Here is a 20450-nt window from a genome sequence, read left to right on the forward strand (position 1 = left end):
TCGTCTCGATCGACGGGTACATCGCGGATGCGGACGGGGAGATCACGCTCCCCGTGCCGGGACCGGAGCTGCACCGGCACTTCAACCACCACCAGCGCGAGCTCTCGCTCTCCGTCTACGGCCGCCGGATGTGGCAGATGATGAGCTACTGGGGGAGCCGGATCCGGAGCGCGACGAGGTGGCGGAGGAATTCGCCCGGGAGTGGAGGCGGACGCCGAAGGTCGTCTTCTCGGCCTCGCTGGGCGAGGTGCCCGACGGCGTCTCACTGATCGCCACCGATGCCGTGGCCGCGATGCGCCGGATCAAGGCCGACACCGCGGGTGAGATCGAGGTGAGCGGCGCGAGCCTGGCGGCCTCGCTGGGCGCTGCCGGCCTGATCGACGAGTACCGCCTGTACACGCAGCCGGTCGTGCTCGGCAGCGGGATCCCGTACTTCACGGCCGGCTATCGGCCCACGCTGCGCCTGCTCGGCGCCGAGTCGCTGCCCGACGACGTGGTGCTCACGCGCTACGTGCCGCGCTGAGCCGCGCGCCGCTCAGGACCCTACCCGATGCGCCACTTGGTGCCCCAGCGCACCAGCGGGTGCAGCACGCTGATCAGCTCGCGGCCCGCCTCGCTCAGCCGGTAGCGCACCTGCACCGGCGTGCTCGGGGTGACCTCGCGCAGCATGAGGCCCTCCTGCTCGAGCTCCTTGAGGCGCACGGAGAGCATCCGGTCGGAGATGCCGTCGACGAGCGCGCGGTACTCCGAGAAGCGCTCGGCGCCGCGGGCGCCGGCCAACAGGATCGACGCCGTCCACTTGCGGCCGGCGACCTCGGCCGCCATCTGGAAGCGGCGGCACTCCGCCTCGTCAATGTGCTCGCCGTAGAGCGAGGTCAGTTCATCGGTCTGGGCCGCAGCCGTTCCATCGGAAGTCACTTACTCATCGTAAGTGACTAACCATCACTTCGCCAATTCCGCGGGGACGGACAACGATGGAAGGACAGCGACACCCGCGAAAGGATTTCACGATGGAACTCGGCGTCTACAGCTTCGGCAGCCTCGCCCGCGACCCGCAGAGCGGGGAGCTCGTCAGCAGCGCGCAGGCCACGCGCAACCTGCTCGAGGCGATCCGCGTCGCCGACGAGGTGGGCTTGGACTACTTCGGCATCGGCGAGCACCACACCCCCGAGATGCCGGCCTCGGCCGCCGCCACGATCCTGGCCGCCGCGGCATCCGTCACCGAGAACATCACCCTCGCCAGCGCCGTCACGGTGCTGAGCACCGACGACCCCGTGCGCGTGTTCCAGCAGTTCGCCACGGTCGACGCGCTCAGCAACGGCCGGGCCGAGATCACCGCCGGGCGCGGTTCGTCGACCGAGTCGTTCCCGCTCTTCGGCTACAGCCTGGGCGACTACGACAAGCTCTACGCCGAGAAGCTCGACCTGCTGCTCGCGATCAATGCGAACCAGAACGTCACGTGGAGCGGCAGCACGCGGCCGGCCCTCCAGGACGCCCCTGTCGTTCCCCGGCCGGATGCCGGCAGCCTGCCGATCTGGCTCGGCACCGGCGGCAACCCCTCCTCCTCGGTGCGCGCCGGCCTGCTCGGCCTGCCCGTCTCCTATGGCATCATCGGCGGCGCGCCGGCCCGCTTCGCACCGCTCACCGAGCTCTACCGCAACACCGCCAGGGCCAACGGCATGGCCGAGGCCGACATCAAGGTGTCGGTCGGCAGCCCTGGCTTCATCGGCGAGGTCGGCAAGACGGCGCGCGACGACTTCTGGCCGCACTGGCACAACACGATGGGCGTGATCGGCTCGCAGCGCGGATTCGCCGCCCCGGCCCGGCTCTCCTACGACCGCGACGCCTCCCGCATGGGCGCCCTGTTCGTCGGCTCGCCGGAGGAGATCGCCGAGCGGATCGTCGCCCTGCACGGCGCGCTCGGGCACATGCGGCACTTCTTCCAGATGGACTTCGGCGACATGCCGCAGGCGCAGCTGCTGCGCTCCATCGAGCTGCTCGGCACCCGGGTGAAGCCCCTCGTGGACGAGGCGGTGGCGGAAACGGCCGGCCAGCCGGCGGGAGCGTAGCCGTGGCGACCATCGGGATCATCGGGGCGGGCAAGGTGGGCACGGCGATCGCCCGGCTGGCCATCGCCGCGGGTGACGAGGTGCTGTTGGTGGCCTCGCCCGGCGCCCAGTACTTCGAGCAGATCGTGGCGCTGACGGTGCCGGGGGCCCGGGCGGCGACGCTCGACGAGGTGGCGGATGCCGCCGAGCTCACGATCCTCGCGGTGCCGTTCGGCAAGGTCGACACCGTGCCGATGAATCGATTCAATGGCGCCGTCGTCGTCGACGCCAGCAACCACTGGGAGCCGGTCGACGGCATCCCGGCGATCCTGCACGGCGCGGACGCCGGCCTCTCCAGCAGCGAGCTGGTGCAGCGGCTGCACCCCGGCGTGCGCCTGGTGAAGTCGCTCAACCACCTCGGCTACCACGACATGGACACCGACGGCGCCCCGGCCGGGGCGGCGAACCGCCGTGCCGTGGCCGTCGCGGGCGACCACGCGGCCGCCAACGCCACGGTCGCGGCCTTCCTCGACCGCATCGGGTTCGACGCCGTGGACCTCGGCGCTCTGGCAGCCGGGGCGGTGCTGCAACCGGGCGAGCAGATCTTCGGGCGCTTCGTGCAGCGGGAGGAGCTGGCCGCGTTGGCACTGCAAGAGCACGAGGTCGCCGCCTAGGGCGGCCGCGTCCGGAGCTCGTCGGGAGGCGAACGCGAGATCGGGAGGCCGGAACCGGCCCGAAACCGCCTCCCGATCGCGCGAGTGCCTCCCGATCCGGCGCCGGCTCGCCGCCTAGAGTTGTCTCAGCCCGCGCACAACCGCCGCCGATTGGACCCGCTCATGACGCTCACCAGACTCGACGTCCAGGCCGCCGAGGCGCGCACGCGCGACTATGTGCGGCGCACGCCGACGTTCCGCGCCAGCCCGACCCTCTCCGTCAAGCTGGAGTTCCTGCAGCGCACCGGCACGTTCAAGGCGCGCGGGGCGTTCAACCGACAGCTCGCCGCCCGGGAGCGGGGCGAGCTGGATGCCGGGATCGGCATCGTCGTGGCGTCCGGCGGCAACGCGGGCATCGCGCACGCCTACGCGGCCTCCGTGCTCGGGGTGCCCAGCACGGTGTTCGTGCCGGAGACGGCGCCCGCCGTCAAGGTGGCGCTGCTGCGCACCCTCGGGGCGACCGTGGTGCAGGCCGGCAGCGAGTACGTCGAGGCGTACGCGGCGGCGACCGTGTTCGCCGCCGAGCGCGGCGCGCTGTTCTGCCACGCCTACGACCAGCCGGAGATCGCGGCCGGCGCCGGGGTCCTGGCCACGGAGCTGCTCGAGGACGACCCCGGCATCGACACCATCGTGGTGGCCGTCGGCGGCGCCGGGCTGCTGGCCGGCGTGCTCGCCGCGGTGGACGGCCGCGCCCACGTCGTGGCCGTCGAGCCTGAGGCGGCGCCCACCCTGCACGCCGCGCTGGCGGCCGGCGCCCCGGTCGACGTGCCGGTCGGCGGAGTCGCGGCCGACTCCCTCGGCGCCCGGCGCGTCGGGCAGATCGGCTTCGACCTGGCCCAGCCCGCGCACGCCCGGGGCTCCCTGAGCAGCGTGCTGGTCGCCGACTCCGACATCGTGGCTGCGCGCTCCGCGCTCTGGCGCGACTACCGGATCCCCAGCGAGCACGGCGCGGCCACGGCGGCGGCCGCCCTGGCATCCGATGCCTACAGTCCACGGCCGGGCGAGCGCGTCGCGGTGGTCATCTGCGGGGCGAACACGGACGCCGGCACCTTCTAGCGCCGCCGCTCGCCCGCCGGCGCGTTGGGCATTCCGGCAGAACCGCTCGGAATTGACGCGGAACTAAAGAATCTCGGATCTTCGCGCCACGATCGCTGGATGATCGCCCTGAGCGACCCGTACTGTCAGACTCGTCGTGTGCTGCAGAGTTGCCGCAGCGGTCCTGACCGCAGACCGGCTTGCCGCACCCCTTCGAGACGGGAGTATGGCTTGAGAGTCGGCATTGCGCGAGAGCGCCGAGACGGGGAGAGGCGCGTCGCCGCCACTCCGGACACCGTGCGTCAACTGACGGGGCTGGGCCTCGAGGTCCTCATCGAGAGCGGCGCGGGCATCGCCGCCGGGCACAGCGACCAGAGCTACGCGGATGCCGGCGCGACCGTCGTCCCCGCGCTCGAGCTCGCCGAGCTGGGCGTCTTCGCCCACGTGCGGCCGCTCACCCCGGAGACCGTTGGCCTGCTGCGCCGCGGCGCGGTCACCATCGGCCTCGCCTCCCCGGCCAGCGAGCTGCCCACCGTGCGGGCCCTCGCCGGGGCCGGCATCACGGCGTTCGCGCTCGAGCTGGTGCCGCGCATCTCGCGCGCCCAGTCGATGGACGCCCTCACCTCGCAGGCCCTCATCGCCGGCTACCGCTGCGTGCTGGAGGCAGCCACGCGCCTGCCCCGCTTCTTCCCGCTGTACATGACCGCGGCCGGCACGATCCCGCCCGCCAGCGTGCTGGTGCTCGGCGCCGGCGTCGCCGGACTCCAGGCGATCGGCACGGCCAAGCGGCTCGGCGCCCGGGTCTCGGCGAACGACGTGCGGCCGGCATCCGCCGACGAGGTCGCCTCGATGGGGGCGAAGTTCATCAACCTGGACCTCGAGACCGCCGAGGCCAGCGGCGGCTACGCGAAGGAGCTCGGCGACGACAAGGCGGCCAGGCAGCGCGCGCTGCTGGCCCCGCACGTCGCGGCAGCCGACGTGCTGATCACCACCGCGGCCATCCCCGGGCGCCCCGCGCCGCTGCTCGTCACCCGCGCGATGGTGCAGGCGATGAAGCCCGGCTCGGTCGTGGTCGACCTGGCCGCCGAGAGCGGCGGCAACGTCGAGGGCGCCGTGGCCGGCGCCGACGTGCTCGTGCCCACCGCCGACGGTTCCGGCGAGGTCACCATCGTCGGCATGAAGGATGCCGCATCGGCGATGGCCTCCGACGCCTCCCGGCTCTACGCCAAGAACGTCGCCAACCTGCTCGAGCTGATGACGGCCGACGGCGTCGTCGCCCCCGATTTCGGCGACGAGGTCGTCGCCGGCGCCTGCCTGACCGCCGACGGGGTGGTGCGGCACGCGCCGACCGCTGAGGCGCTCGGGCTGCCGCCGGCCGCCGCTGCGGACGCAGCGGCCCCCGATGCGAAGGCAACCGAAGGAGGAGTGGCCTGATGGACGGAATTGCCCTGTTGACGATCACCGTGCTCGCGGTGTTCGTCGGTTTCGAGGTCGTCTCGAAGGTGTCGAGCACGCTGCACACGCCGCTGATGTCGGGCGCGAACGCGATCCACGGCATCATCCTCGTCGGCGCGATCATCGTCGCGGGCCAGGCGCACGAGCCGCTCGTACTCGCCGTCGCCCTGCTCGCGGTGGTGCTCGCCACCGCCAACCTCGTCGGCGGATTCGTCGTGACCGACCGCATGCTCGAAATGTTCCGCGGGCGCAAGGCGCCGGCATCCGCTGATCAGAAGGAGACCGGCCGATGACGCTGCTCGACCCCACCTGGGCCGCCCTGCTCTACCTCGTCGCCGCCGTCTGCTTCATCCTGGCCCTGCGCGGCCTGGCGGCGCCGAAGACCGCCCGGCGCGGCAACCTGATCGGCGCCTTCGGCGCGCTCGTGGCCGTCGTGACCGTGTTCCTCTCGACGGAGCTCGACAACGTCCCCTGGATCCTCGGGGCCATCGCGGTCGGCGCGCTCGTCGCGGCGCCCGTCTCGCGCCGGGTGAAGATGACCCAGATGCCGCAGCTCGTCGCCGTCTTCAACGGCGTCGGCGGCGGGGCGGCCGCACTGGTCGCCCTGCTCGAGCTCGCCCACAACGACGACCCGTGGGTGCGCCTGGCCATCGTCTTCGCGCTGCTCGTCGGCGCCATCTCCTTCGCCGGCTCGGCGATCACCTTCGCCAAGCTGCAGGAGCTGATGACGACGCGGCCCGTGCTCTTCCCCGGGCTCCCAGTGGTGATGGGGCTCGTCGTCGTGCTGGCGATCGCCGGCGCCGCCGTCACGATTGCAACTGGTTCAACCGGTTACGCCCTCGTGCTGCTCGCGATCGGCCTCGCCGCCGGCGTGCTGCTCGTGCTGCCGGTCGGCGGCGCCGACGTGCCCATCGTGATCTCGCTGTTGAATGCCTTCACCGGCCTGGCCGTCGCGGCATCCGGCCTCGTGCTCGACAACGTGCTGCTCGTCGTGGCCGGCACCCTCGTCGGCGCCAGCGGCACGATCCTCACCCAGGCGATGGCGGCCGCGATGGGGCGCGGCGTCACCGGCATCCTGTTCGGCGCCTTCCGCGGCGGATCGACCGCCGGCTCCACCACGCAGAGCGAGCGCCCGGTGCGCTCCTCCAGCCCCGAGGACGTCGCCGTGCTGCTCGGCTACGCCCAGCGGGTCATCGTGGTTCCCGGCTACGGTCTCGCGGTCGCCCAGGGCCAGCACACCCTGGTCGAGCTGGCCACGACCCTCGAGGCGCGCGGCACCGAGGTCGTCTACGCCATCCACCCGGTGGCCGGGCGCATGCCGGGCCACATGAACGTGCTGCTCGCCGAGGCCAACGTGCCCTACGAGTCGCTCAAGGAGATGGCCGACGTGAACCCCGAGTTCAAGACGACGGATGTCGTGCTCGTCGTCGGCGCGAACGACGTCGTCAACCCGGCGGCGAAGACCTCGCCCGGCTCGCCGATCTACGGCATGCCGATCCTCGAGGCCGGAGACGCGCGCCAGGTCGTGTTCCTCAAGCGCTCGATGCGCCCCGGCTTCGCCGGCATCGAGAACGAGCTGCTGTACGAGCCGCAGACCACCCTGCTGTTCGGCGACGCCAAGGACTCCCTCGGCAAGGTGCTCGCGGCGGTGAAGGCGCTTTAGGCGGTGGCGGTGCCGCTCGCGGCCCCCGTTCCGTCTCGCGGCACTGGGTATACCCAGTGCCGCGAGACGTTTCGCGTGCCGCGAGACGCCCGCCGCGGTGCGGATTCTGCGACCCGCGGGGGCGGGCCGGCGCCTCAGGCGAGGCTGCTGCGCCGCGCCCAGCTTGCGACACGCGGCGGCGACGTAGACTGGAGCAGTTCCCCAGCCATGAAAGAGGTCGCAGCGTGACTCAGAACCGGGTTGCCGCAGCGCACACCTCGACCGAGTGGATTGTGCCGCTCAGTCGGGCGATCCTGCTCGCCATTCCAGCCATCGCCATCACCTTCTCCGAGGACCACGGGCCGCGCTTCGGCCTCATCGTGTTCGGCATCTGGGCAGTGGCCAGCGGGCTCATCCTGGGCGCGCTCAGCCTGCGGCTGCTCACCGATCCGCTCAGCCGACGCCTGTTCGCGACGAACGGCGTGCTCACCGTGGCCGCCGGCCTGGTCGCGCTCGGCCTGCTCGGCAGCCTCGACGCGCAGGGCGGGCTCGGATCGTTCCTGTTCATCGTCACGGTCTGGGCCGCCTGCACCGGCGTGCTCGAGTTCTACGCCGGCTGGCGCACCCGCACGGCGCTGGCCGCCTCCCGTGACTGGCGCACGGCCGGCGGGCTCACCGTGATCCTCGCCCTCGTCCTGATGATCCTGCCGCCGCACGCCGTCGTCTCCGTCGGCCTGCTCGGCGCCTACTTCGCGGTCCTCACCGTGTTCCTCGGCATCGCCGCGTTCTCGCTGAAGTGGGACTCGGCGCCGAAGCGCGCGAGCGCGCAGCCCGCGGCATCCGCGCCCCCCGCATCTTCTCTCCCCACCCCCACTTCTGAATCGGACGTACCGTGAGCACGCAGCCAGACCCCAAGAAGCGCCCAGAGCCACTCGGCGCCGAGTTCCAGCCCAGCCGGCGCGACCGGCTGCGACCGGTCGAGCTGGTCGGCGGCTCCGGCATCGGCGCTGTCTTCGTCGGCCTCATCGTGCTGATGACCACGCAGCAGCTCGTGCTGACGCTGGTCTCGACCGGCATCACCTTCATCGTCATCCTGATGGTGCTCGCGCTCTTCGCGATGGGCGCCAAGCAGGATGCAGAGGAGACGGCCGACCTCGAGCGGCAGAACAACCCGGACGGCGAGAAGTAGCCCCCAGAAGCAGCGCAACGACGCAACAACGCAGAACGCCCGGCAGCTCCAGTTGCCGGGCGTTCTGCGTTGCCAGGGGGCGTGCTGCCAGGGCTCAGGCGCGGGGCAGGCGGTCCACCAGCTCGTTGGCGAGGCCGATGTAGCCGGACGGGGTCAGCGCGAGCAGGCGCTCCTTGGCGGCGTCACCGATGTCGAGTCCGCTCACGAAGGCGACGAGCTCGGCCTGGCCGATGCGCTTGCCGCGGGTCAGCTCCTTGAGCATTGCGTACGGGTCCTCGATGTTCGAGCGGCCAGCGGCAACCTCGGCGCGGATGACGGTCTGGATCGCCTCGCCGAGGATCTCCCAGTTCGCGTCGAGGTCGGCCAGCAGCACCTCGCGGGCCAGGTCGATCTCGCCGAGGCCGCGCTGGATGTTGTCCAGGGCGAGCATCGAGTGGCCGAAGCCGACGCCGATGTTGCGCTGGGCGCTGGAGTCGGTGAGGTCGCGCTGCAGGCGGCTGGTGACCAGCGTCGCGGCGAGCGAGTCGAGGATCGCACAGGAGAGCTCGAGGTTCGCCTCGGCGTTCTCGAAGCGGATCGGGTTGATCTTGTGCGGCATCGTCGAGGAGCCGGTCGCGCCCGCCTGCGGGATCTGGCGGAAGTAGCCCATCGAGATGTAGGTCCAGATGTCGGTGGCCAGGTTGTGCAGCACGCGGTTGGCGTGGGAGACGCGGTTGTAGAGCTCCGCCTGCCAGTCGTGCGACTCGATCTGGGTGGTGAGCGGGTTCCAGCTGAGCCCCAGGCCCTCGACGAACTCCTGCGAGATGGTGGGCCAGGCGGCATCCGGGTCGGCGACGACGTGCGCGGCGAAGGTGCCCGTGGCACCGGAGAACTTGCCCAGGTACTCGGTGCCCTCGAGCTGGCCCACGATGCGGCCGAGGCGGTAGACGAAGACCGCGAGCTCCTTGCCCATGGTCGACGGCGTCGCCGGCTGGCCGTGGGTGTGGCAGAGCATGGCGGCGTCGCGGTGCTGCTCGGCCAGCTCGGCCAGCTTGGCGATCACGCCGCGCAGCTTCGGCAGCCACACGGTGGTGACGGCGGACTGCACGGTGAGCGCGTAGCTCAGGTTGTTGATGTCCTCGCTGGTGCAGGCGAAGTGGGTGAGCTCGGCGATGGAGTCGAGGCCGAGGGAGGCCAGTCGGCGGCGCACCAGGTACTCGACGGCCTTCACGTCGTGGCGGGTGACGGCCTCGAGCTCGGCCAGCTCGTCGATCTCGGCCTGGCCGAAGTCGGTGACGAGGGCGCGCAGGGAGGCCTGCTGCTCGGCGGTCAGCGGCGCGGAGCCGAACATCGAGTGGTCGGTCAGGTAGATCAGCCACTCCACCTCGACCTGCACGCGGGCCCGGTTGAGGCCGGCCTCGGAGAGGAACTCCCCGAGACCCGAGACGGCGGCCTGGTAGCGGCCATCAAGCGGGCTGAGCGGTTGTGTGGGGAGGGGACTCATCGGACTCCTTGTCGGATTGCGGGGGCAATTTGCCGGAACAGTGCCTGGGAAGACCTCTCAATCATCCCAAGAACTGCGTCAAACATCGCATCGTCCGAGTAGTAGGGGTCTGGGATATCGCGCAGATGCGCCTGCTCCGCGTCGAAGCTGAGCATCATGCGCACCTTGTCGCGCTCGACCTCGTTGGGGGCCCAGCCGCGCAGGATCCGCTCGTGGCTGCGGTCGAAGGCGACGATCAGGTCGAAGGAGGCGAAGGAATCCGTGTCGAACTGCCGCGCCCTGTGCATGCTTCCGTCGTAGCCGCGCCGGGCCAGCGCCTCGATCGTGCGCTGGTCGGCCCGCTCCCCCACGTGCCAGTCGCCCGTGCCGGAGGAGGTGGTGGTGATGTATCCGGCGAGGCCCGCGCGCGCGACGTGCTCGCGCAGCACGACCTCTGCCATCGGAGATCGGCAGATGTTGCCGGTGCACACGAAACTGATGCGGAAGGGCTGCGCGTCTTCGCTCGGCGAGTGGGCGCGCGTCATGGTCCCATTGTGGGCTAAAAATGGGCCGCGTAGGCATCGAATTTATGTTCTATTTTCGGATGTCGCGGCGCGGCGTGTCGACTGTTCGCACAATTGCGTGCTCACAGCCCGGGGATCCGGTGGGCCGTCCCCAGATTCGGCGCGGCTCTCCGCGGCGCCCCGGCGGCGTTCAGGGTGGGGTCATGGGCGACTCTGCTGCGGGCGGGATTCCGGGCTCGACCGGTGCCTCGGGCTCGGGCGGCGCGACGCTGCTCGAGCTGGCCTGGGAGCTGCGGAGCGCCGAGGCGGCCGTTCTGGCCGCGGAGGCGCGCCTGCGCGGCATCCGCGCGGTGCTCGCCGCCGTCGAGCCCGAGGCGCAGGTGCTGCCGCATGCCGTGGACGGGTGGCGCTCCCCCGCCGCCACCGCCTACGCCGAGCAATTGCAGGGCCTGCGCGGCGAGTTCGCGGGGGCGGTCGCCGCGCTGCACGCCGCTGAGGCGAGCGCCTGGCGGGAGCTGGCCGGCTGGCAGGGCGAGTGCGAGCGGCTGGGCCGGCTGCTGCGGCAGGCGGCGGGGCCGGCCGGTGGCTGACACTCTGACGCTCTCCGGGGGTGGCAGCAGCGCGGTCGCCACCGACGAGATGTTCGCCCATGCAGCGCAGCTGGGCGCCTGCCAGGCGCGCGCGGAGGACTGGCTCGCGCGGCTCCGCGCGGTGCTGGCCGCGGACACCGCCGGAGCGGCCGGTGCCGCCGGGGTGGGCTGGGGCGTCGGCGCGGGCAGGGCGGCCGAGCCGGGATCGACCGAGCTGCTCGGCGAGGCGCTGCGCCAGCTGCAGGCCTTCCGAGCCACGGCGGAGCGGCTGCGCGCCGGCCTGACTCGGGCGGCCGAGGGCTACGGCCACGCGGAGCGCACGATCACGGCGCTGTGGGGCGCCGGGGCCCAGTTCTCCGCCTGGACGGCGGGGAGGGCGCTGCCGCTGCTGCTCGCCTCTGCCGCGCTCACGCTCCTCCCGCTGGCGGCGCTCGGAGTGCTGCTCAGCACGGCGTTCGGCGTCGACCCCGCCCGGCTGCCCGCCCGGCTGTCCACGCTCGTCGCCGGCTGGGTGCGGGTCGACCCGTGGCTGCTGAACAGCCCCGGCTTCGTGAAGCTGGTGCGGGCGGCGATCGGGTCCGGCGACGAGTTCGCCGCCGGCCTGCTGCGCCTCCCGGCCGCGGCCGCCCTGCCCATCGGCGCGGCGGTCGGGGCAGAGGAGGGCGCCGCCGCCGTCACCGCGCTGGCCCTGTTCGCGGCGGCCGCGGGCGGCCAGGCCCTCCGGGAGACCCCGCAGCGGGTGCACCGGGCCAGCCAGACCCTGGCCGTCTCGCCCCCGCGCGGCATCGGCGACCTGGCCGCCCGGGTGCCGAACTCGGCGGCCGGATCGCCGCAGATCCGGATCGAGCGTTACGGCGGGAGCGCGCCGCGCTGGGTGGTCTACCTGGCCGGCACGGCCGACTTCGCCGTCATCCCGGCCGCCGAGCCCTTCGACCTGACCGCAAACGTGCACGCGACGGCCGGCGGCGACGCGGCCAGCCAGCGGGCCGTGCGGGCAGCGCTGGCGGAGGCGGGCGCCGAACCGGACGACCCGCTGCTGCTCGTAGGGCACTCGCAGGGCGGCCTGGTTGCGGCCCGACTGGCCGAGTCCGGCGACCTCAACGTCGCCGGCTACGTCAACCTCGGCGGTCCGCTCGGGGCGGTGCAGGCGAGCGGGGTGCCCGGGCTCTCCCTCGAGCACTCCGACGACATCGTGCCCGCCCTCGGCGGCAGCGGGCACGCCCCGGACGAGCTGCTGACGGTGGGCCGCACGGCGCTGGGCAGCGGGGACGCCGGGGCACCGGCATCCGCGGGCCCGGACTCGGGCCCAGGGTCAGCCGGCCGGCCCGACGACGGGCCGCACTCCAATCCGGCCCAGCGCCCCTTCGCCGCGCACGGCCTGGAGCACTACCGCCGCACGGCCCGGCTGGTCGACGCGTCGGCCGAGCCACGCCTGCAGGGTTTCGAGCGCCTCGTGCAGGGCTTCACCGGGGCCGAGCCGGGCCGCATGACCCGTTGGCGTTCCGAGCGGGTGCCCGGCACCGAATAGCGGCGCCGCCCCCGCGGGCCCTAGTCGTCCTTGCGGGTCAGTGGGCGCATGATCAGGCCGAGGATGCCGCCGATGATGCTGAGCACGAGGGCGCCGAGCACGCCCCACCAGAAGTTCTCCACGACGAGTCCGAAGCCGAACAGCGAGGTCACCCAGGCGGCGAGCATGAGCAGCAGCGCGTTGACGACGAGCGAGAGCAGGCCCAGGGTCAGGATGTAGAGCGGGAACGCGACGACGCGCACCGCGGTGCCGATGATGCTGTTCACCAGGCCGAACACGAGCGCCACGATCAGGTAGGTGATCACGGTGGCCAGCTGGGTGTCCTCGTAGGGCTGCACACTCACCCCGGCCACGATGAGGGTCGTGAGCCAGAGGGCGACGGCGTTGACGATGAGTCGAATGATGAAGGTACCCATGGCACCACTATTCCACGGTCGGTCCCGTGTGCGTGGGGAATTCTCAGCGGATGCATGCCGGTCGGGGCATACCCGCCGAATAGACTCGGCAGGATGAGTGAGACGACCCCCGACGCCGCCGAATCGCACAACGCTCTGCGCCTGCGCCCCGAAATCGTGGCGCTGCCCGCCTACCGGCAGGGCAAGCCCGCAGCGGCCGACGCCTTCAAACTCTCCAGCAACGAGAACCCGTTCGACCCGCTGCCCGGCGTGATCGAGGCGGTCGCCGCCGAGACCCACTTCAACCGCTACCCGGATGCCACGGCCCTGGCCCTGCGCACCGAGCTCGCCGCGCGGCACCACGTCACCCCGGACCAGGTGCACATCGGCTCCGGCTCGGTCGCGCTGCTCGCCCAGCTGATCCTCGCCACCTCCGCCCCCGGCACCGAGGTCGTCTACTCCTGGCGCTCCTTCGAGGCCTACCCCGGCCTCGTCACCGTCTCCGGCGCGACGAGCGTGCAGGTGCCGAACACGCCGGAGCACGGCCACGACCTGCCCGCCATCGCCGCGGCCATCGGCCCGCAGACCAGCCTCGTCATCATCTGCAGCCCGAACAACCCCACCGGCACCGTCGTCGGCGCCGAGGAGTTCGCCTCCTTCATGGCGACCGTGCAGGAGGACGTCATCGTCGTGCTCGACGAGGCCTACGCCGAGTTCGTGAACGCCGGGGCGGCCGCGGACGAGCCGGCCGTCAACGGCCTGCCGCGCGGCGCCGCGCCGCTCACCGCGCGCTATCCCAACCTCGTGATCCTGCGCACCTTCTCCAAGGCGTACGGCCTGGCCGGCCTGCGCGTCGGCTTCGCCATCGGCTCCGAGGCGATCCTGGACGCGGCCCGCGCCACGGCGATCCCGCTCTCGGTCACCGCCCAGGCCGCATCCGCGGCCCAGGCCTCGCTGGCCGCCGAGAAGCAGCTGCTCGAGCGGGTCAAGGTCATCGCGGCCCGGCGCGACGCCCTCCACGACGCCCTCACCGCCCAGGGCTGGGCGCTCCCCCGCTCCTTCGCGAACTTCCTCTGGCTGCCGCTCGGCGCCGAGACGGCCGCCGCCGCCGCGACGCTGTTGGAGGCCGGGCTCGTCGTGCGCGCCTTCCCCACTCCCGAGAACCCGGCGGATGCCGGCATCCGCGTCTCGATCGGCGAGGAGGAGGCGGTCCCCCGCCTGCTCGCCGCCGCCCAGGGCATCCTCGACTCCCTCTCCCCCGGCCACCCGGCCCGCACAGAACGGTGACAGCCCCAGTGAACGCTGACCAAACCGTGAATGCTGACAAGACTGTGATTGGTGACTCAACTGTGAACGGCAGCTCCCCCACCCCGCACGGCGTGCCCATGGTGCAGATGCTTGCCGCCGACGGCACCTTCGCCCCGAACGCGGCCGCCGAGGAGTACCTGCCGTACTTCGAGCGGCTCGGCGACGGCGACTTCCGCCAGTTCTACCGCGACATGGTCGTGGTGCGCCGCTTCGACAAGGACGCCGCCAACCTGCAGCGCCAGGGCCAGCTCGCCCTCTGGGTGCCCAGCCACGGCCAGGAGGCCGCCCAGGTCGGCTCCGCGCACGCCGCCCGCCCGCAGGACCACATCTTCCCGAGCTATCGCGAGCACGTCGTCGGCCTGGTCCGCGGGCTCGACCTCGTCGACATCCTGCGCGTGCTCAAGGGCGTCACGATGGGCGGCTGGGACCCGGCCGAGGTCGGCAACTTCCACCTGTACAGCTTCGTGCTGGCCTCGCAGACCCTGCACGCCACCGGCTACGCCATGGGCATGCAGTTCGACGGCACCACGGCGACCGGTAACCCGGAGACCGACGAGGCCGTCATGGTCTACTACGGCGACGGTGCCTCCTCGCAGGGCGACGTCAACGAGGCGCTCGTCTTCGCCTCCAGCTACCAGACCCCGCAGGTGTTCTTCCTGCAGAACAACGGCTGGGCCATCTCGGTGCCGGTCGAGCGCCAGTCGCGCGTGCCGCTGGCCCTGCGCGGCCCCGGCTTCGGCATGCCCGGCATCCAGATCGACGGCAACGACGTCTTCGCCAGCTACGCGGTCACCGCCAAGCACCTCGACGACGCCCGCGCCGGCCACGGCCCGGCCCTGATCGAGGCGATGACGTACCGGATCGGCGCGCACACCACGGCCGACGACCCCACCAAGTACCGCCGCGACGCCGAGACCGAGGCCTGGCTGCCGCGCGACCCGATCGTGCGCCTGCGCGCCTTCCTCGAGGGCCGCGGCACGGAGCAGGGCTTCTTCGACGAGGTGGATGCCGAGGCGGCCGACTTCTCCGCCGACGCGCGCCGGCGCACCCTGGAGGTCACGGCACCCGGCGACGAGGTGATCTTCGACAATGTCTATGCGGAACCGCATCCGCTGATCACAGAGCAGAAAGCGTGGCTCGAGGCATTCGAGGCTTCGTTTGAGGACGGCACGGCATGAACGCGACGACAAGCAACGCGATGACCAGCAACGAGGGCGCCCCGAGCGCGAACCTGCCGCTCGGCAAGGCGATCAACGCCGGTCTCCGCGCCGCGATGAGCGGCAACGACAAGGTGCTGCTGATGGGCGAGGACATCGGCCCCCTCGGCGGCGTCTTCCGGGTCACAGAGGGGCTGCACGCCGAGTTCGGCGACAAGCGGGTGCTCGACACCCCGCTGGCGGAGTCCGGCATCATCGGCACCGCGATCGGCCTGGCCATGCGCGGCTACCGCCCGGTCTGCGAGATCCAGTTCGACGGCTTCATCTTCCCCGGCTTCGACCAGATCACCACCCAGCTCTCCCGCATGCGCGCCCGCCACGGCGGTCGGATCAGCATGCCCGTCGTCATCCGCGTGCCCTACGGCGGGCACATCGGCTCGATCGAGCACCACCAGGAGAGCCCGGAGGCGTACTTCGCGCACACGCCGGGCCTGCGCGTGGTCAGCCCGTCCAACCCAAATGACGCCTACTGGATGATCCAGCAGGCGATCGCCTCCGACGACCCCGTGCTGTTCTTCGAGCCGAAGAGCCGCTACTGGCCGAAGGGAACCGTCGAGTTCGGCGCCGAAGCCTCGGCGATCACCCCGCTGCACTCCAGCCGGGTCGTGCGCGCGGGCACCGACGTCACCGTCGTCGGCCACGGCGCCATGATCAGCGTGCTGCTCGAGGCCGCAGAGCTGGCCGCAGAGGAGGGCATCAGCATCGAGGTCGTCGACCTCCGCTCGATCTCCCCGATCGACTACGCCCCGATCCTGGAGTCGGTCGCCAAGACCACCCGCCTGGTCGTGGCGCAGGAGGCATCCGGCTTCGTCAGCGTCGGCTCCGAGATCGCCGCGACGGTCATGGAGAAGGCGTTCTACCTGCTCGAGGCCCCCGTTCTGCGGGTCTCCGGCTTCGACACGCCGTTCCCGCCTGCCGCCGTCGAGACGCAGTTCCTGCCCAGCCCCGACCGGGTGCTCGAGGCCGTCGACCGCGCGCTCGCCTACTAGCGACATTCTCTTCTTGGCCGAGCCCACCTACACTTTGACCATCCGCACGGAAGGCACCCCATGAGCGAACTCACCTTCAACCTCCCCGACGTCGGCGAAGGTCTCACCGAGGCCGAGATCGTGCAGTGGAAGGTCGCCGTCGGCGACACCGTCGCGATCAACGACGTCCTGGTCGAGATCGAGACGGCGAAGTCGCTCGTCGAGCTGCCCTCGCCCTTCGCCGGAATCGTCGGCGCCATCCTGGTTGAGGAGGGCACCACCGTCGACGTCGGCACGGCGATCATCACCGTCGGCTCCGCGGATGCCGCAGCGCCCGCCCCGGCCGTCCAGGGCAGCGGCGCCGCGGCGTCGGTGGCCGCGGATGCCGCCGCCACCGTGTCCGTCGAGAGCGACGCCGCCGCGGCAGACAGCGCCGACGACAAGCCCGGCGCCGTGCTGGTCGGCCACGGCAGCTCCGCCACGAGCGGCAGCCGCCGCCGGCGCGCCCGCTCGCACGCCGCCGCACACGAGACACTGGCGCCCCCGGCCGCGCACCCCGCTCCGGCCGCCCCCGCCGCTCCGGCCGCTCCGGCCGCGGCTGCCGTGCGGCCCAGCACGCCGCGCATCGCGGTGCCCGCGGCATCCGCCGGCCCGGTCATCGCCAAGCCCCCCGTGCGCAAGCTCGCCAAGGACCTCGACGTCGACCTCGGCACGGTCACGCCGACCGGCCCGATCGGCGACATCACCCGCGACGACGTGATCCGCGCCGCCTCGCAGGTGAGCGTGTTCCGCAACATCGAGACGCCGGAGTGGCCGGAGGGTCGCGAGGACAAGATCCCCGTCAAGGGCGTGCGCAAGGCCATCGCCAACGCCATGGTGTCCAGCGCCTTCTCCGCGCCGCACGTCAGCCTCTTCGTCGACGTGGACGCGACCCGCACCATGGAGTTCGTGAAACGTCTCAAGAGCTCCACCGACTTCGCCGGCGTGAAGGTGTCGCCGCTGCTGATCATGGCCAAGGCGATGATCTGGGCGGTGCGCCGCAACCCCACCGTGAACGCGGCCTGGGGCGACGAGGAGATCGTCGTCAAGCACTACGTGAACCTCGGCATCGCCGCGGCCACCCCGCGCGGCCTGATCGTGCCCAACGTCAAGGAGGCGCAGGCGATGAGCCTGCTCCAGCTGGCCGGCGCGCTCGAGCAGCTGACCATCACCGCCCGCGACGGCAAGACCAGCCCGGCCGAGATGAGCGGCGGCACGATCACGATCACCAACATCGGCGTCTTCGGCATGGACACCGGCACGCCGATCCTCAACCCGGGCGAGGTCGCCATCGTCGCCCTCGGCACGATCAAGCAGAAGCCGTGGGTCGTCGACGGCGAGGTGCGCGCCCGCTACGTCACGACGATCGGCGCGAGCTTCGACCACCGTGTCGTCGACGGGGATGTGGCCAGCCGCTTCCTGGCCGACGTCGCCTCGATCATCGAGGAGCCGGCGCTGCTGCTCGACTGACGCCCGTGACGCGCGGCGTCACGCGCACTCGCGGCTCCGCTCCCCCGACCGGCGCGGCGTCCCGGCGGTCAGCACGCACCACCTTCCGCGTGCTACGCGCACGCGAGCCGCGGTCGGAGCGTCCAGGCGGCGGTGGAGAGCGCTGCGAAAGGTAACGAACGTATAACGCTCAGAGTGGGTGCCCTGCCCAGCAACGGCGGGGATCCTCCGCATCGATCGCTGGTTATCCACAGGCGATCGGCGGTTCTCGATTGGTCTTGACCGGCCTCGGTTGATAGCTTCGATGAGGCCGAAGTTGGCCACAATCCAGTCCGCGGTCGGCGTGATTTCTGCCTGTGCAGAATCGAGCCGGGCGTATGGTCGGATGATGTCGGCGGCGGCCCCGTGGCCCCGTCAGCGGGCCGTGTGATTCGCCGCAAACACCGTGTTTGCCGCTTGAGGCCACACGCCCAGCATTCGTCTCCGACCCGGCCGCAATAAGCGAAAGCGCACGCCGAGGAAGCGTTATTCGGCGTGCGCGCGGAGTACAACACGTGTCCGACAATCCCTACCCCGCCGTGCCCACCGGGCCCGCCGTTCGAGCCACATCGCTCTACAAGGCATTCGGCAGAAAACCGCTCGACACCGTCGCCAGGCTCCGGGCCGGCGCCGAGCGTGGCAGCCTTCCCGCCGAGCAGACCGCCGCGGTGATCGACGCCTCCTTCGAGGTCAAGCGCGGCGAGATCTTCGTCGTCATGGGGCTCTCCGGCTCCGGCAAGTCCACCCTCATCCGCATGCTCAACGGCCTGCTCGCCCCCACCAGCGGCACCGTCGAGGTGGCCGGGACGACCATCACCGGGCTGGCCCCGAAGCAGCTGCGCGCCGTGCGCCGGCAGAGCATCTCGATGGTCTTCCAGCACTTCGCCCTGCTGCCGCACCGCACCGTGATCGACAACGTCGCCTACGGGCTTGAGGTGCAGGGTGTTCCGCTCGAGGAACGCCGGGCCCGGGCGAACACCATCATCGGCATCGTCGGCCTGGCCGGCTGGGAGGACAAGCTTCCCGCGCAGCTCTCCGGCGGCATGCAGCAGCGCGTCGGCCTGGCCCGCGCCCTCGCCGCAGACACCGACATCCTGCTCATGGACGAGGCGTTCTCGGCCCTGGACCCGCTGATCCGCCGCGAGATGCAGGAGCAGCTCGTCGAGCTGCAGGCCGAGCTCGGCAAGACGATCATCTTCATCACCCACGACCTCAACGAGGCCATGTTCCTCGGCGACCGCATCGCCGTGATGCGCGACGGCCGCATCGTGCAGATCGGCACGCCGGAGGAGATCCTGACCGACCCGGCCAACGACTATGTCGCCCAGTTCGTGCAGGACGTTGACCGGGCCAGAGTGCTGACGGCCTCCAGCGTGATGGAGCCGGCACGGGCGATCGTCTCGCTCTCTGCCGGCCCGCGCGCGGCTCTCCGCACAATGCGCGACCTGCAGACGTCTGCCGCCTACGTGCTCGGCAACGGCCGCACGCTGCTCGGCGTCGTGCGCGACCGCGACGTCATCCGCCAGGTGAGGAACCGCGAGACCGACCTCTCTCTGATCGTGCGGCACGACCTCTCAGCGGTCGACGCCGACACCAACCTCAGCGACCTCGTCGAGGCCTCCGTCGAGAGCGATCTGCCGCTGGCCGTCGTCGACTCCCGCACGCGCCTGCTCGGCGTCATCCCGCGCGTCACCCTGCTGGCCGCCCTCGGCAACGTGTCGAGCCACACCGGCGAGGTGCCGGTGATGATCGACCCGCCGGCCACCATCCCCGTCGACGTCGTCACCGAGACGCTGCTCGCCACGGGCGGCCCGACAGAGCCGGCGGATGCCGCGCTCGAAGGGAGCCTGCGATGATCCCCGCCCTGCTGCCCAGCGCCCCGCCCACCAGCCCGGTCATCCCGCTCGGCCCCTGGGTCGAGGCCTTCATCGAGTTCCTGACCGAGACCCTCGGCTGGTTCTTCGGCGCCCTGCGCGCCGCCTTCGGCGGGCTCTACGACGTGGTCGACCTGGCCCTGGCCGCCCCGCCGTTCTGGGCCGTCATCGCGGTTGTCACCCTGCTCGGCCTGTACCTGCGCGGCTGGCTGTTCGCCGCGGGCTCGGCCCTCGGACTCGTGCTCATCGTGCTGCTCGGCCAGTGGGGCAACGCGATGGACACCCTCGCCCTGGTGCTGGTGGCCAGCGCCATCGCCATCATCGTGAGCGTGCCGCTCGGCATCCTCGCCGCCCGCTCTGGCACGGCATCCGCCGTGATCAAGCCGATCCTCGACTTCATGCAGACGATGCCCGCGTTCGTCTACCTGATTCCCGCGCTGATCCTGTTCCGCGTCGGCGTCGTGCCCGGCATCGTGGCGACCATCATCTTCGCGATGGCCCCCGGCGTGCGCATGACCGAGCTCGGCATCCGCGGCGTCGACAAGGAGGTCGTCGAGGCCGCCCACGCCTTCGGCTCCTCCCCCGCCCGGATCCTGCGCCAGATCCAGCTGCCGCTGGCCATGCCGACGATCCTCGCCGGCATCAACCAGGTCATCATGCTCTCGCTCTCGATGGTCGTCATCGCCGGCATGGTCGGCGCCGGCGGCCTCGGCGGCCAGGTCGTGGCGAGCCTCAACCGCATCGACGTCGCGCTCGGCTTCGAGGCCGGCCTCTCCGTGGTGATCCTCGCCATCATCCTCGACCGGATGACGGCCGCACTCGGCCGGCCGCGCACGAAGCTCTTCCGGCGCACACCGGCACCGGACGCCGCGGCCGACGCCCCGGCGCGCGCCGCCGAACCCGTCGCCGCCTGACACCCGACTTCACTCCCTCCGTACCAATCCCCGACCGGGCCCGCGTGGCACGGCGGAACGA

21 protein-coding genes are annotated in these 20450 nt (G+C 71.7%); 17 read left to right on the forward strand and 4 right to left on the reverse strand.

Annotation, left to right across the window (positions count from 1 at the left end; translation table 11 throughout):
• Positions 1-130: 130 nt before the first annotated feature.
• On the forward strand, positions 131-523 hold the full coding sequence (locus BLT62_RS01395) for a dihydrofolate reductase family protein (RefSeq protein ID WP_197675155.1): 393 nt from the start codon (positions 131-133) through the stop codon (positions 521-523).
• A 20-nt stretch (positions 524-543) separates the two neighbouring features.
• On the opposite strand, the gene BLT62_RS01400 is transcribed toward BLT62_RS01395, so the two are convergent.
• Positions 544-918, reverse strand: coding sequence for a winged helix-turn-helix transcriptional regulator (locus BLT62_RS01400; RefSeq protein ID WP_231919299.1), 375 nt, complete (start codon positions 916-918; stop codon positions 544-546).
• 92 nt (positions 919-1010) lie between these two features.
• On the opposite strand from BLT62_RS01400, the gene BLT62_RS01405 reads away from it, so the two are divergent.
• The 8 genes from BLT62_RS01405 (at position 1011) to BLT62_RS01440 (ending at position 8082) form a co-directional block, all read left to right on the forward strand.
• Positions 1011-2069, forward strand: a complete 1059-nt coding sequence (locus tag BLT62_RS01405; protein WP_083362451.1) for an LLM class flavin-dependent oxidoreductase — start codon at positions 1011-1013, stop codon at positions 2067-2069.
• Positions 2070-2071: 2 nt separating this feature from the next.
• A complete protein-coding gene (locus tag BLT62_RS01410; RefSeq protein ID WP_083362452.1) occupies positions 2072-2722 on the forward strand; it encodes an NADPH-dependent F420 reductase in 651 nt (216 codons plus the stop codon).
• Between the two features lie 162 nt (positions 2723-2884).
• Entirely contained in the window at positions 2885-3817 is a 933-nt protein-coding gene (locus tag BLT62_RS01415; RefSeq protein WP_083365244.1) for a threonine/serine dehydratase, read from the forward strand.
• 210 nt (positions 3818-4027) lie between these two features.
• Positions 4028-5230 (forward strand): Re/Si-specific NAD(P)(+) transhydrogenase subunit alpha, encoded by a 1203-nt coding sequence (locus BLT62_RS01420; RefSeq protein ID WP_083362453.1) that lies wholly within the window; start codon positions 4028-4030, stop codon positions 5228-5230.
• Positions 5230-5544 (forward strand): NAD(P) transhydrogenase subunit alpha, encoded by a 315-nt coding sequence (locus tag BLT62_RS01425; RefSeq protein ID WP_083362454.1) that lies wholly within the window; start codon positions 5230-5232, stop codon positions 5542-5544. Before BLT62_RS01420 ends, BLT62_RS01425 begins: the two co-directional genes overlap by 1 nt.
• Entirely contained in the window at positions 5541-6914 is a 1374-nt protein-coding gene (locus tag BLT62_RS01430) for an NAD(P)(+) transhydrogenase (Re/Si-specific) subunit beta (RefSeq protein WP_083362455.1), read from the forward strand. Before BLT62_RS01425 ends, BLT62_RS01430 begins: the two co-directional genes overlap by 4 nt.
• A 224-nt stretch (positions 6915-7138) precedes the next feature.
• Entirely contained in the window at positions 7139-7789 is a 651-nt protein-coding gene (locus BLT62_RS01435) for a hypothetical protein (RefSeq protein ID WP_083362456.1), read from the forward strand.
• A complete protein-coding gene (locus BLT62_RS01440; RefSeq protein ID WP_083362457.1) occupies positions 7786-8082 on the forward strand; it encodes a hypothetical protein in 297 nt (98 codons plus the stop codon). The genes BLT62_RS01435 and BLT62_RS01440 overlap by 4 nt, the downstream gene beginning before the upstream one ends.
• A 94-nt stretch (positions 8083-8176) precedes the next feature.
• Here the strand turns inward: BLT62_RS01440 and purB are convergent, their stop codons facing one another.
• Positions 8177-9565 (reverse strand): adenylosuccinate lyase, encoded by a 1389-nt coding sequence (purB, locus tag BLT62_RS01445; protein WP_083362458.1) that lies wholly within the window; start codon positions 9563-9565, stop codon positions 8177-8179.
• Positions 9562-10089, reverse strand: a complete 528-nt coding sequence (locus BLT62_RS01450) for a low molecular weight protein-tyrosine-phosphatase (RefSeq protein ID WP_083362459.1) — start codon at positions 10087-10089, stop codon at positions 9562-9564. The genes purB and BLT62_RS01450 overlap by 4 nt, the downstream gene beginning before the upstream one ends.
• 182 nt (positions 10090-10271) lie before the next feature.
• On the opposite strand from BLT62_RS01450, the gene BLT62_RS01455 reads away from it, so the two are divergent.
• Both BLT62_RS01455 and BLT62_RS01460 read left to right on the forward strand, forming a co-directional pair.
• Positions 10272-10658 carry a hypothetical protein gene (locus tag BLT62_RS01455; protein ID WP_083362460.1) on the forward strand — a complete coding sequence of 129 codons (387 nt, stop codon included), beginning with the start codon at positions 10272-10274 and terminating at the stop codon, positions 10656-10658.
• Entirely contained in the window at positions 10651-12186 is a 1536-nt protein-coding gene (locus BLT62_RS01460) for an alpha/beta hydrolase family protein (RefSeq protein ID WP_083362461.1), read from the forward strand. Before BLT62_RS01455 ends, BLT62_RS01460 begins: the two co-directional genes overlap by 8 nt.
• Positions 12187-12206: 20 nt before the next feature.
• Here BLT62_RS01460 and BLT62_RS01465 read toward each other — a convergent pair whose 3' ends face one another.
• Entirely contained in the window at positions 12207-12602 is a 396-nt protein-coding gene (locus BLT62_RS01465; RefSeq protein ID WP_083362462.1) for a phage holin family protein, read from the reverse strand.
• A 93-nt stretch (positions 12603-12695) separates the two neighbouring features.
• Between BLT62_RS01465 and BLT62_RS01470 the strand changes: the two genes are divergently transcribed.
• The 6 genes from BLT62_RS01470 to BLT62_RS01495 all read left to right on the forward strand — a co-directional run bounded on the left by BLT62_RS01470 (position 12696) and on the right by BLT62_RS01495 (position 20389).
• Positions 12696-13868: a histidinol-phosphate transaminase gene (locus BLT62_RS01470; protein ID WP_083362463.1), complete on the forward strand. Its 1173-nt coding sequence runs from the start codon at positions 12696-12698 to the stop codon at positions 13866-13868.
• Positions 13869-13966: 98 nt separating this feature from the next.
• Positions 13967-15067, forward strand: coding sequence for a thiamine pyrophosphate-dependent dehydrogenase E1 component subunit alpha (locus tag BLT62_RS01475; RefSeq protein WP_083365245.1), 1101 nt, complete (start codon positions 13967-13969; stop codon positions 15065-15067).
• A gap of 20 nt (positions 15068-15087) precedes the next feature.
• Positions 15088-16095: an alpha-ketoacid dehydrogenase subunit beta gene (locus tag BLT62_RS01480; RefSeq protein WP_083362464.1), complete on the forward strand. Its 1008-nt coding sequence runs from the start codon at positions 15088-15090 to the stop codon at positions 16093-16095.
• 60 nt (positions 16096-16155) lie between these two features.
• Positions 16156-17583, forward strand: a complete 1428-nt coding sequence (locus tag BLT62_RS01485) for a dihydrolipoamide acetyltransferase family protein (protein WP_083362465.1) — start codon at positions 16156-16158, stop codon at positions 17581-17583.
• 533 nt (positions 17584-18116) lie between these two features.
• The gene (locus BLT62_RS01490) at positions 18117-19457 is read left to right on the forward strand and encodes a quaternary amine ABC transporter ATP-binding protein (protein WP_231919300.1); all 1341 of its coding nucleotides are present in this window, start codon (positions 18117-18119) and stop codon (positions 19455-19457) included.
• Positions 19454-20389 carry an ABC transporter permease gene (locus tag BLT62_RS01495; protein WP_083362466.1) on the forward strand — a complete coding sequence of 312 codons (936 nt, stop codon included), beginning with the start codon at positions 19454-19456 and terminating at the stop codon, positions 20387-20389. The genes BLT62_RS01490 and BLT62_RS01495 overlap by 4 nt, the downstream gene beginning before the upstream one ends.
• Positions 20390-20450 lie beyond the last annotated feature (61 nt).

This window comes from Microterricola viridarii (assembly GCF_900104895.1).
GTDB classification, from domain to species: Bacteria; Actinomycetota; Actinomycetes; order Actinomycetales; family Microbacteriaceae; genus Microterricola; species Microterricola viridarii.

Bases quoted from the DNA above. Each gene is read 5' to 3' on its own strand.
- BLT62_RS01485 (WP_083362465.1), top strand. From the start codon at position 16,156: ATGAGCGAACTCACCTTCAACCTCCCCGACGTCGGCGAAGGTCTCACC.
- BLT62_RS01455 (WP_083362460.1), top strand. From the start codon at position 10,272: ATGGGCGACTCTGCTGCGGGCGGGATTCCGGGCTCGACCGGTGCCTCG.
- BLT62_RS01430 (WP_083362455.1), top strand. From the start codon at position 5,541: ATGACGCTGCTCGACCCCACCTGGGCCGCCCTGCTCTACCTCGTCGCC.
- BLT62_RS01450 (WP_083362459.1), bottom strand. From the start codon at position 10,089: ATGACGCGCGCCCACTCGCCGAGCGAAGACGCGCAGCCCTTCCGCATC.
- BLT62_RS01465 (WP_083362462.1), bottom strand. From the start codon at position 12,602: ATGGGTACCTTCATCATTCGACTCATCGTCAACGCCGTCGCCCTCTGG.
- purB (WP_083362458.1), bottom strand. From the start codon at position 9,565: ATGAGTCCCCTCCCCACACAACCGCTCAGCCCGCTTGATGGCCGCTAC.
- BLT62_RS01470 (WP_083362463.1), top strand. From the start codon at position 12,696: ATGAGTGAGACGACCCCCGACGCCGCCGAATCGCACAACGCTCTGCGC.
- BLT62_RS01480 (WP_083362464.1), top strand. From the start codon at position 15,088: ATGACCAGCAACGAGGGCGCCCCGAGCGCGAACCTGCCGCTCGGCAAG.
- BLT62_RS01405 (WP_083362451.1), top strand. From the start codon at position 1,011: ATGGAACTCGGCGTCTACAGCTTCGGCAGCCTCGCCCGCGACCCGCAG.
- BLT62_RS01495 (WP_083362466.1), top strand. From the start codon at position 19,454: ATGATCCCCGCCCTGCTGCCCAGCGCCCCGCCCACCAGCCCGGTCATC.
- BLT62_RS01425 (WP_083362454.1), top strand. From the start codon at position 5,230: ATGGACGGAATTGCCCTGTTGACGATCACCGTGCTCGCGGTGTTCGTC.
- BLT62_RS01415 (WP_083365244.1), top strand. From the start codon at position 2,885: ATGACGCTCACCAGACTCGACGTCCAGGCCGCCGAGGCGCGCACGCGC.
- BLT62_RS01475 (WP_083365245.1), top strand. From the start codon at position 13,967: ATGGTGCAGATGCTTGCCGCCGACGGCACCTTCGCCCCGAACGCGGCC.